Genomic DNA, 11,728 nt, shown 5'->3' with positions numbered 1-11,728 from the left:
TTAGGTAAAAATTGGCATATGAATGATCATCGATATTCTTTTCTAAACGATATCCATAATATCGAATTTCTTTATAAAAAATATAAAGAAAATCCTAATTCAGTAGAACCTAGTTGGTGTGCTTTTTTTTATGGATTTGATTTTCATGAAAAAATGAATCAACTATCTACTAATAATCAAGTTCTAAATGTTCCAGTGATTAACACATCTCATATAGAATTTTTAGTTTATAACTTGATTCAATCTTATCGAAAAATTGGTCATTTTTTTACTAAAACAAATCCTATACAAAAAAGGAAAAACCATTTACTATCTTTAGATTTAAAAAATTTTGGATTATCTGAAAAAGAACTTGATGTTTCGTTTGAAGCAGGAAAATTAATTGGTATTGGAAAAAATACTTTAAAAAATATTATTCAACATCTAAAAAGTATTTATTGTAATTCTATAGGTATAGAATATATGTACATATCGGATACTAACAAAATAGAATGGATTGAAAATTGGTTTCGAAAAGAAAAATTCGAATTTTCCAAAGAAAAGAAAAAATTTTTTTTAAAAAAATTAAATGAAGCAGTTTCTTTTGAAAATTTTATTCATACTAAATTCATAGGGAAAAAAAGATTTTCTATAGAAGGAAATGAATCTATATTACCTGCATTGGAAGAAATGATAGATTATACTTCCAATAAATATATGACCGAATATTTTATCGTAGGTATGTCTCATAGAGGACGTTTAAACATACTTTCTAATTTTTTTAAAAAAAAATATTCTCATATTTTCAGTGAATTTCAAGATAAAGAATATAAAGAAAAATCATTTTCAGGTGATGTTAAATATCATTTGGGTTTTACAAAAATTAGAAAAACTTACAGTGGTAAATATATAAAAATAAGTCTTGTTCCAAATCCATCTCATTTAGAATCAGTAAATGCTATTGTTGAGGGTCTAACTCGTTCTAAAATAGATATTGATTATAATCAAAATAGTAATTCAGAAAAAATTGTCCCCATTCTTATTCATGGAGATGCCTCTTTATCAGGACAAGGAATTGTATACGAAGTAATACAATTATCTAAATTAAAAGGTTATAAAACGGGAGGGACAATTCACATTGTAATTAATAATCAAATTGGATTTACTACAAATAATACAGAAGGACGTTCTAGCCACTATTGCACAGATATAGCAAAAGTAATTCTTTCTCCAGTCTTACATATTAATGCTGATGATATAGAATCTGTTATTCGAGCCATTCATTTTGCGGTAGATTTTAGAATGCATTATCATGAAGATATTTTCATAGATTTACTTGGATACAGAAAATATGGACATAATGAAGGAGATGAACCTCGTTTTACTCAACCTACTTTATATAAAGTTATTTCCAAACATACAAACTCATATAATTTATATAAAGAAAAATTAGAGAAAGATGGGGTCATTAATTCAATTGAAATCCAAAAAATGGAACAACAATATGAAAAAATTCTCAATATAGGATTTGATGAAGCAAAAACTATTAAATGGAATATTTTAAATTCATTTTTAGAAGAAGAATGGAAAAATTTTCCTTCTAAAACTAATGAAATTTTGAATAAAGTCAATACTCAATTTTCCATTGAAAGGCTTATAGAGATTTCCAATAAAATTTTTACTCTTCCTACGGATAAAATTTTTTTTAAAAAAACGAAATTTATCTTTCAACAAAGATTAGAAATGGTTAAAAAAAAATTAGTAGATTGGAGTATTGCAGAGTTACTATCCTATGGAACACTTTTAGATGAAGGATTTAATATTCGTCTATCAGGAGAAGATGTGGTAAGAGGAACTTTTTCTCAACGACATATCATTGTAAAAACAGAAGAAGAAGAGGATATTTTTTTGCTTAATCATATTCGATTAGGACAAGGAAAAATTCAAGTTTACAATTCTCCACTTTCCGAATATGGAGTTTTAGGTTTTGAATATGGATATGCTATGTTATCTCCTTATACTTTAACTTTATGGGAAGCTCAATTTGGTGATTTTGGAAATGGAGGACAAATTATTATAGATCAGTATATATCCTCTGGAGAGGATAAATGGAAAATTAAAAATGGGATTGTAATGCTACTTCCTCATGGATACGAAGGGCAAGGTCCAGAACATTCATCTGCACGTATTGAACGTTATTTACAACTTTGTGCTAACAATAATTTATTTTTAGTTAACTGTACTACTCCTGCTAATTTTTATCATCTTTTGAGAAGACAAATGAAACTAAATTTTCGAAAACCACTTGTAGTTTTTACTCCTAAAAGTTTACTTCGTCATCCAAAATGTATATCAAAAATGGAAGAACTTTCTGAAGGAAAATTTCAAGAAATTTTGGACGATACTTCAGTTATAGATATTAATAAAGTAACAAAATTAATTTTTTGTTCTGGAAAAATATATTATGATTTACTAAAGAAAAAAGAATCTATGAAGGATGAAAAAACATCTATCATTCGTATAGAACAAATTTATCCTTTAAAAAATAAAAAAATTATAGAATTATTTAATAAATACAAAAATAAAAAAAGAGTCTTTTGGGTACAAGAAGAACCAGAAAATATGGGATTGTGGAGTTTTATTTTTAGAAAAATAGGAAATAGTCTTTCATTTAATTTAATAGCACCATCGGAAAATTCTAGTACATCTACAGGATCTTATATAGATTTTTTAAAAATTCAAAATAAAATATTAGAAAAGGCGTTTCTATAATTTGAAAATTATAAAATAATACTTAAAATTTAAATTATCTATGATAATAAAAGTAAAGACCCCTTCTCCAGGAGAATCAATTACAGAGGTAGAGGTAACCTCATGGCTTGTTAAAGATGGAGATTATGTATCCAAAAATCAATTAATAGCTGAATTAGATTCAGATAAAGCAACTTTAGAAGTTTCTGCAGAGGAAAATGGTATAATAACCTTGATGGTAAAAAAAGGAAAAAAACTAAAAGTTGGGGAGACTCTATGTACTATAGATACTTCTAAAAAAAGAGAAACTTATGAGAAAGAATCTCACAAACTATATCCTGAAAAAAAAATAAATAAAATTCATAAAAATCAAAAAAAGGAAACAATTTCTTATAATAAAAACTGGCCTTCTCCAGCATCAAAAAAAATATTGAAAGAAAAAAATATTCCTATAGAATCCATTAAAGGAACGGGGAAACATGGAAGAATAACAAAAAAAGATTGTATTGAGACTATTACTGATGATATCATACATTACGATTCTTTGATAGAAAAAAAATCTACTCCAATGTATCGTTCAACAAGAGTGACTAATCTTTCTTCTCTTAGAAGAAAGCTATCTGAAAGATTGGTTTCTATAAAAAATAAAACGGCTATGCTAACTACTTTTAATGAAGTAAATATGCAGGAAGTTTTTTTAATAAGAAAAAAATACAAAAGTATTTTTAAGGAAAAACATGGAGTTAATTTAGGCTTTATGTCTTTTTTTACTATTTCTTGTATTAGAGGAATACATATATACCCAGATATTAATGCCATAATCCATGGAAAACAAAAAATTAATTTTGAATATTGTGATATTAGTATTGCTATATCAGGACCAAAAGGGTTGATGGTTCCTGTCATTAGAAATGCAGAACATTTATCTTTTCGTGGTATAGAACAAGAAATTAGTAGATTATCTACACGTGTTCAAAATGGAAAAATCTCTATAGATGAAATGGAAGGAGGAACTTTTACTATTACTAATGGTGGAATATTTGGATCTATGCTCTCTACTCCAATAATAAATCCACCACAAAGTGCTATTTTAGGAATGCATAAGATAGTCGAAAGGCCTGTAGTTATTAATAAATCTATCGAAATTCGTCCAATAATGTATTTATCGTTATCCTATGATCATAGAATAATTGATGGAAAGGAAGCTGTTGGATTTTTAGTATCTGTCAAAGAATCAATAGAAAATCCAATAAAATTTTTAATGGAAAAAAATGAAAAAAATATTCCTAAAATATTGGAGTTATGATTCTAATAAAAAAAATATTTTTTCTATGAAAAAAAAGTTTAGGATAAAATAATTTACTTATTAAACTATTAGATATAATATTATTCAAAATATTATCAATAAAGGATATTGGTTAAATATAAATCAATAATTATGATTTGTATATATTTATTTTCAATAATTTTTTCTAATATAAGGATTTTGTCTATCTCCCATATTCATTTTTTTCATTTGTATTTTTATTATTTGAATTTGATCATGCAATAATCCTCTTATATCCATTTTTTTTGCTTCTGACAACAGTAGTTCAGCTTTTTTTTTATTTCCTCTTGATAAAGAAGATATTGCTAAGTTTAATTTAGCTATTGCTATATTTTGCTTAAATTTTAACCCAAAATCTATAGATTTTTGCATATAATTTTCCGATTGATGAATATTGGATTCTGAATATAAAATTCCACGAAGAAAATAGTAATAGGCTATTTGATTTTTTGTCAGTTGTAATTGTGGATATTTTATACAGTCTAATGACTTCTTTAATCCTTTCATATTTTTTTTTTTGATTTTAAAAAAGGCTAATAATAAAAATTCATTCCTGAAATAAAAAAAAATAGGAAATAAACAAAAAATAATTAGTATGATTCCCAATAAATAATTTTTATTCCAAAAAAAATAAATAGATCCTATAAAAATCAATAAGGAAAAAAGTATTTTTGTGGATTTTTTCATCAAATTTTTATTAAAAAGATTTGTTTTTTTTTATCCAATTAATGATATCCTGATAATTATAACTGTTTAAAGAATGTCCAGAATCGTATTCTTTGTATTGTAAAGAAAGTATTTTTTGATTTTTAATAAAGTTAATTCCTTTTTTTACTAAATTGATAGGACAAATGGTATCATATTTTCCATGAGAAATAAAAAATTCTAAATCTGTATAAGAAGAATAATTCATTTTTTTTGGCAAAAGTTTTTTTTCTAAATATCCACTTAAAGCAATAACTTTTTTTACTTTTTCAGGGTTTTTGAAAGCAATAGCATAACTAAGAATAGCTCCTTGGCTAAATCCACATAACCATACTTGGTTTTTATTTAATTGATATTCTTTAATAGCTTCATCTATAAAAAAAGATATTTTTTCAATAGTTTTTTTAGCTTGGTCAATATTAATAAATCGATCTTTATTAGAAAAATCGATATCATACCACGAATATTTATCTGAACCAAAAGAATAACACCCTTGAATACTAATTATAAAAAAATTTTCTGGAATATCTTTTTGAAAAGAAAAAAGATCATTTTCATTACTTCCATATCCATGAATCATTAAAAAAAGAGGAGATGGATATTTATTCAATATTCTTGGTTTTTTGATAATATGTTTAATAGAAAGTTTATTTAAAAGCATTTTTTTTAATTTATTACTATTCCATTTTCTATTTTCAATTTTTCATCTGCCATATCTGCTAATTTTAGATTATGTGTTACAATTAAAAAAGTTTGTTTAAATTCTTCTTTTAGAGAAAAAAAAAATTGTGTAATTTATTAGCATTTTTTATATCCAAATTTCCTGAAGGTTCATCCGCAAAAATTATTTTTGGATCATTAATTAATGCTCTTGCAATACATATCCTTTGTTTTTGACCTCCAGATAATTCTTCAGGTTTTGAGTTTTCAAATTGAGAAATATTCAATTGATTTAATAATTTTTTTGCTTTTTTTTTACATTTTTTTTTATCCCTTATTTTTATCAAAATTGGCAAAAAAACATTTTCTAATGCTGTAAATTCAGGAAAAAGTTGTGGAGTTTGAAATATAAATCCAATTTTTTCGTTTCTAATAATGGATAGTCTTTTTTCCGTAATAGATAATACGTTTTCTCCATCTATTTTTAAAACCGTTTTTTTCTTTTTTTTTAAAGTAGGATTCTCTAAAGTTCCCAGTATATGTAATAAAGTACTTTTTCCAGATCCTGATTCACCTAATATACATACTATATTTCCTTTTTTAACTCTAAGATTGACTCCTTTCAAAATTTCTTTTTTTCCAAAGAATTTATAAATATTTTTAGATTGAACCATAAAGTTTTATGTAAATTTAATAATATTATTATAAAAAACTTTTCAAAAAAACACTAATTTTAGTTTAAATTTACTTTAAAAAAATATTCTAAATGAATTTACATGAATTTCAGGGAAAAGAAATATTAAATTCTTTTTCAGTTCATGTCCCATATGGGATTATTGCTACTTCTCCAGAAGAAGCTGTAAAAGCTGCAAAAATTGTTTTTAAAAAAACTAATAAAAAATCTATAGTCATTAAGGCACAAGTACATGCAGGAGGACGTGGAAAAGGTGGAGGAATAAAAATTGTCCGATCTTTAGAAGAAGTATATCAAAAATCTAAAGAAATTTTAGGAAATTATCTAATCACTCCACAAACTTCAAAAAAAGGTAAATTAGTTCATAAAGTTTTAATTTCTGAAGATGTCTATTTTTATTCTACTCTTCCTCAAGAATATTATTTATCAATAATGCTAAATCGTGATTTAGAAAAAAATGTCATTATTTATTCTAAAGAAGGAGGAATGGATATTGAATATATATCAAAAAAAAATCCAGATAAAATATATATAGAAGAAATAGATCCATCATGGGGTTTACATCTATTTCAAACTAGAAAAATTGGATTTAATTTAGGAATACAAAATTTAAGTTCTTTTTTAATTTCTCTTTATAATGCTTATTTATCTTGTGATGCTACATTGTTAGAAATAAATCCTTTAATTTATACTGTTGATAATAAAATTATAGCAGTAGACACAAAAATAATTATAGATGATAATGCCTTATTTCGTCAAAAAAAATATGCTAACCTATGTAATAGAGAAGAAAAAAATTCTATGGAAGTAGAAGCGTTTGAATATAAATTGAATTTTTTAAAGTTAGAAGGTAATGTAGGGTGTATGGTCAATGGAGCTGGATTAGCTATGGCTACGATGGATATGATTAAATCTTGTGGAGGTTATCCAGCTAATTTTTTAGATATAGGAGGAGATGCTGATAAAAAACGTGTAGAAAAAGCCTTTCTTCTTATATTGAAAGATCCATCAGTAAAAGTTATATTAATAAATATTTTCGGAGGAATTGTTCGTTGTGATACTGTTGCAGAGGGAATTATTAATTCCTATCATCATATTGATCATGATATTAAAATACCCGTTGTAATTCGTTTACAAGGAACAAATGAAATAATAGCAAAAAAAAAACTTGAGAATAGTAAATTACCAATTTATTCTACTTATACTTTAAAAGAAGCCTCTGATAAAATTAAAGAAATTTTATCGGATTAGTAAATTAGAATAATGGATAATAAGGTTTTTTCTTATAAAACTGTATTAACTATAAAATATAGACCCATAAAATGGAATGATATCATTGGTCAAAATGAAGTTATCATCATTTTAAAAAATGCAATAAAAAATAGTTGTTTATCTCAAGTTTTATTATTTTTTGGACCAAAAGGAGTTGGAAAAAATATATGTGCGAAAATTTTATCCAATGAATTAAATTCTTTTTCAGAAGTAGGATCATTGTACTTGAATGTTTTTGAAATTAGTGGATTTTTTAATCATCCAATAGAATTTATTTTTGAAATGATAAGAAAAATTTTTGTATATCCAAAAAAAGGAAAGTATAAAATACTTATCATAAATGACATTCATTTATTTTCTCAAGAATCTTTGAACTTACTTTTAAAAAGTATTGAAAAACTTCCTTCACATGTATTATTTATTTTCTGTTGTTCAGAAAATAATGAAATACTAGATTCCATTATTTTACATAGTCAAGTCTATAATTTTAAAAAAATTTCTTTAAAAGAAATTTATTTTTTTTTAAAAAAAATTTCGGAAAAAGAATGTATTCAAATAGAAAAGGAAGCTTTATTTCTCATATCTCAATATGGAAATGGTTCAATTAGTAAAGCTCTTTATACTTTCGATCGACTTACTTTTTATGAAGAAAAAAAAATTTCTAAACAATTAGTAATGGAAAAACTAGGTATTTTGGATATAGATTACTATTTTAAAATGATTGATTATCTATTAAACGAAAAAATATCTAAAATATTAATATTATTGAATCAAATTTTCCAAAATGGAGTATCATCCACCACATTTATAAGTGGATTAACAAATCATTTTAGAAATTTATTATTATCTAAAAATACTGATACCATATTTATTTTAAAATATAAAAAGAAAACTATTATACAATCTTATATAAAACAATCAAAGAGTTTATCTTATTCTTTTTTAATGAAGGCTTTAATGATTTGTCATAATATGGAAAAGGAATCAATATTGAGTAAAAATTATAGATTAACAATAGAAATATATTTAATACAATTAGTTAATGGTTTTTATTTTTATAAATGGAATTTCAATCGGGATACTTCTGAATTAAAAAATAAAAAAATTCAATTTTTAAAAGAAAATTGGAAATTTTTTATACAAAAAATTTCCGAAAAAATAAATCCAATTTATTTAAATTCATTAAAAAATGAAATACAATTCCAAATTTTCAAAAGTAGAATAATTTTAATAATCCCTTCAAAATTAGAAAATAGGGAGTTTTTCTTAATCCAAGAAGATTTTATCAAATATTTACGTAAAAAATTAAATAACCCTCATTTAAAATTTAAAACTTTAACAAAAAAATTAGACCATTTTCCAAAAGAACAATATAATTTTCTATCTAAAAGAAATAAGTTTGTAGATCAATTGATAGAAAAATTAAATTTGAAATTTTCATCTTCTATACCAAAAATACCAATAGAATAATGAAAAAAAACAAAAAAAAAATATAATTGAATATTTTCAATTATCTATTTCATTTGTACAAATGAAATAGATAATTTATCTTCCTCGAAACATTTTTATTTATGAATCATTATAGATTTTTTTTTTCTTCTACTTATTCAGATGAAAATATTGAAAATGACAGTTCCACTTCTTCTTATGGAGGATTTGGAGGAATTAGAACAGGATCTAATTATTACAACAACAATAGAGGAACTTCTTCTACTATAAAAAGAAATACTCCAGTATTGGATAATTTTGGAATTGATCTAAATTATATTGCTATTAATGGTAAATTAGATCCAGTAGTAGGAAGAGACAAGGAAATTGAACGAGTATCTCAAATATTGAGCAGGAGAAAAAAGAATAATCCTCTCCTTATAGGAGAACCAGGTGTAGGAAAATCTTCTATTGCAGAGGGTTTAGCTTTGCGAATTGTACAAAAAAAAGTTTCTAGAGTATTATATAATAAAAGAGTAGTTGTTTTAGACTTAGCAATTCTAGTTGCTGGAACTAAATATAGAGGTCAATTTGAAGAAAGAATAAAAACTATTATAAATGAGTCAGAAAAAGATGCAAATTTAATTCTTTTTATAGATGAAATTCATACGATGATTGGAGCAGGAGGAACAACTGGTTCATTAGATGCTTCTAATATATTTAAACCTGCTTTAGCTAGAGGATCTATTCAATGTATTGGAGCAACTACATTAAATGAATATAGACAATATATAGAAAAAGATGGAGCATTAGAACGTAGATTTCAAAAAATTATAGTACCACCTTCTTCAGAAGAAGAAACTATTGAAATTTTAAAAAAAATCAAAGAAAAATATGAAAATCATCATAATGTCATTTATACAGAAGAATCTATAAAAGCTTGTGTAAATTTAACTGTACGATATATTGTAGATCGTTATTTACCAGATAAAGCTATTGATGCACTTGATGAAGCTGGATCTCGTGTACATATTAAAAATATTAAAGTCCCCCAAGAAATAGTTTTTTTGGAAAAAGAATTGGAAAATATTCGGGAAAAAAAATTGAAAGTAGTTAAAAGTCAAAAATATGAAGAAGCTGCGCATTTACGTGATACGGAAAAACGTATAGAAAAAAAATTGATCAAAGCACAAAAATCATGGGAAAATTTATCCAAAGAAAACAAAGAAATAGTTTCTGAAGAAAACGTAGAAGAAGTAGTTTCTATGATGAGTGGAGTTCCAGTAAATAGAATAGCTCAAGCGGAAATGAAAAAATTGAATAAAATGATAAGCATTCTAAAAGAAAAAATAATAGGACAAGATGAAGCTATAGAAAAAATAGTGAAAGCAGTTAAAAGAAATCGAACAGGATTAAAAGATCCTAATTCCCCTATAGGATCTTTTATTTTTTTTGGAAAAACAGGAGTTGGAAAAACTTATTTAGCAAAAGTATTTGCAAAAGAACTTTTTGATTCAGAAGAATCATTAGTACGTATCGATATGAGTGAATATATGGAAAAATTTTCTATTTCTAGATTAATTGGAGCTCCTCCTGGTTATGTCGGATACGAAGAAGGGGGGCAGTTAACAGAAATTATACGTCGTAAACCTTATTCTGTTATTTTATTAGATGAAATAGAAAAAGCCCATCATGAAGTATTTAATGTTTTATTACAAATACTTGATTATGGATGTGTAACTGATAGTCTTGGAAGAAAAGTAAATTTTAAAAATTCTGTAATTATTTTTACCTCAAATACGGATACTCAAAAATTAATAGAATTTGGTCAAAAAATAGGTTTTTATACTCAATCAAAAAAATCAAATGATTATAAAAATATTTTAGAAAAAACTTTGAAACGTATTTTTTCTCCAGAATTTATAAATAGAATAGATGATATTATCATTTTTAATACTCTTAACCAAGAAGATATATCTAAAATAACTCATATAGAATTAAAAAAAATAAGTATTCATATGTCTTATTTAGGATATAAATTAATTCTATTTCCAGAAGTCAAAGATTTTATTAAGGAAAAAGGATTTAACCAAGAATATGGAGCCCGTTCATTAAAAAGAATAATAGAAAAATTTATAAAAAATCCTATATCGGAATGTATTATTAGTGAAACTTTAAGAAAAGGAGATCAAATAACATTGAAAATGAACGATAAAAAAGATGATATTCACATCTCTATTCAAAATCAATAAAATCACTTAATTCAGTGTTAAAAACGAAAAAAAAAATAAAAATTATCATAGATACCTTAGATTTTATTTATCCTAATCCAATCAGTTCATTATATTATATTAATGAATATACTTTACTTTTAGCTATACTTCTAACTTCCAATAGTAAGGAAGAAAAAGTTAACGAATTGACAAAACATTTTTTTCAAAAAATTCAAAATCCTCAAGACATCATTAAACTTACTATAAATGAGATTAAAAATTCAATAAAAAATATCGGACTTTATAATAAAAAAGCTAGTCATATTTATAATTTATCGAATATTTTAATAAATAAATATCATGGAGTTATTCCAAATAATATTTTAGAATTAGAATCTTTACCTGGAATTGGTCATAAGAGTGCTTCTGTTTTCTTATTTCATAGATCGAAAATACCTGTTTTTCCTGTAGATACCCATATTCATAGAATGATGTTCAGATGGAAATTAAGTAATGGAAAAAATGTCCAACAAACGGAAAAAGATGCTAAACGTATATTCTCAAAAAAAAAATGGAAAAAATTACATCTTCAAATCATTTTTTATGGAAAAAAATATTCTCCATCCAGAAAATGGAATCCTCAAAAAGATATTATTTATCAAAAATTGGTAAACAATTATCTTTTATAAAAATAATATA

8 protein-coding genes and 1 pseudogene are annotated in these 11,728 nt (G+C 24.4%); 6 read left to right on the top strand and 3 right to left on the bottom strand.

Translation table 11 applies throughout. The annotated features are described in order from the left end of the window. Nucleotides 1–18: 18 nt before the first annotated feature. Nucleotides 19–2,751, top strand: coding sequence for a 2-oxoglutarate dehydrogenase E1 component (locus DM817_RS02850; RefSeq protein ID WP_113738508.1), 2,733 nt, complete (start codon nucleotides 19–21; stop codon nucleotides 2,749–2,751). A 40-nt stretch (nucleotides 2,752–2,791) separates the two neighbouring features. Beyond that, nucleotides 2,792–4,036: a 2-oxoglutarate dehydrogenase complex dihydrolipoyllysine-residue succinyltransferase gene (odhB, locus tag DM817_RS02845; RefSeq protein ID WP_113738507.1), complete on the top strand. Its 1,245-nt coding sequence runs from the start codon at nucleotides 2,792–2,794 to the stop codon at nucleotides 4,034–4,036. 153 nt (nucleotides 4,037–4,189) lie between these two features. On the opposite strand, the gene DM817_RS02840 is transcribed toward odhB, so the two are convergent. From DM817_RS02840 to DM817_RS02830, 3 genes and pseudogenes are all read right to left on the bottom strand, one after another. Beyond that, the gene (locus DM817_RS02840) at nucleotides 4,190–4,744 is read right to left on the bottom strand and encodes a hypothetical protein (RefSeq protein WP_113738506.1); all 555 of its coding nucleotides are present in this window, start codon (nucleotides 4,742–4,744) and stop codon (nucleotides 4,190–4,192) included. A gap of 10 nt (nucleotides 4,745–4,754) precedes the next feature. Next, nucleotides 4,755–5,423: an alpha/beta hydrolase gene (locus tag DM817_RS02835; RefSeq protein ID WP_113738505.1), complete on the bottom strand. Its 669-nt coding sequence runs from the start codon at nucleotides 5,421–5,423 to the stop codon at nucleotides 4,755–4,757. Nucleotides 5,424–5,428: 5 nt separating this feature from the next. Next, nucleotides 5,429–6,096 (bottom strand): annotated as a pseudogene (locus tag DM817_RS02830) (ABC transporter ATP-binding protein). 92 nt (nucleotides 6,097–6,188) lie between these two features. On the opposite strand from DM817_RS02830, the gene sucC reads away from it, so the two are divergent. From sucC to DM817_RS02810, 4 genes are all read left to right on the top strand, one after another. Then, entirely contained in the window at nucleotides 6,189–7,367 is a 1,179-nt protein-coding gene (sucC, locus tag DM817_RS02825) for an ADP-forming succinate--CoA ligase subunit beta (RefSeq protein ID WP_113738504.1), read from the top strand. 12 nt (nucleotides 7,368–7,379) lie between these two features. Next, the gene (locus DM817_RS02820) at nucleotides 7,380–8,858 is read left to right on the top strand and encodes an AAA family ATPase (protein WP_113738503.1); all 1,479 of its coding nucleotides are present in this window, start codon (nucleotides 7,380–7,382) and stop codon (nucleotides 8,856–8,858) included. Nucleotides 8,859–8,959: 101 nt separating this feature from the next. Beyond that, on the top strand, nucleotides 8,960–11,068 hold the full coding sequence (locus DM817_RS02815) for an ATP-dependent Clp protease ATP-binding subunit (RefSeq protein WP_113738502.1): 2,109 nt from the start codon (nucleotides 8,960–8,962) through the stop codon (nucleotides 11,066–11,068). A gap of 14 nt (nucleotides 11,069–11,082) precedes the next feature. Then, complete coding sequence (locus tag DM817_RS02810) at nucleotides 11,083–11,718, top strand: endonuclease III domain-containing protein (protein ID WP_113738501.1); 636 nt, start codon at nucleotides 11,083–11,085, stop codon at nucleotides 11,716–11,718. The last annotated feature ends 10 nt before the right edge of the window (nucleotides 11,719–11,728 follow it).

Origin of the sequence: Blattabacterium clevelandi (genome assembly GCF_003268615.1) — a bacterium.
In the GTDB taxonomy this organism is placed as follows: Bacteria; Bacteroidota; Bacteroidia; order Flavobacteriales; family Blattabacteriaceae; genus Blattabacterium; species Blattabacterium clevelandi.
This window is presented reverse-complemented; position numbering and strand designations above follow the sequence as displayed.

Coding starts and splice junctions, on each gene's coding strand:
- DM817_RS02840 (WP_113738506.1), bottom strand. CDS start 4,744: ATGAAAAAATCCACAAAAATACTTTTTTCCTTATTGATTTTTATAGGA.
- DM817_RS02835 (WP_113738505.1), bottom strand. CDS start 5,423: ATGCTTTTAAATAAACTTTCTATTAAACATATTATCAAAAAACCAAGA.
- DM817_RS02815 (WP_113738502.1), top strand. CDS start 8,960: ATGAATCATTATAGATTTTTTTTTTCTTCTACTTATTCAGATGAAAAT.
- DM817_RS02850 (WP_113738508.1), top strand. CDS start 19: ATGAATGATCATCGATATTCTTTTCTAAACGATATCCATAATATCGAA.
- DM817_RS02820 (WP_113738503.1), top strand. CDS start 7,380: ATGGATAATAAGGTTTTTTCTTATAAAACTGTATTAACTATAAAATAT.
- sucC (WP_113738504.1), top strand. CDS start 6,189: ATGAATTTACATGAATTTCAGGGAAAAGAAATATTAAATTCTTTTTCA.
- odhB (WP_113738507.1), top strand. CDS start 2,792: ATGATAATAAAAGTAAAGACCCCTTCTCCAGGAGAATCAATTACAGAG.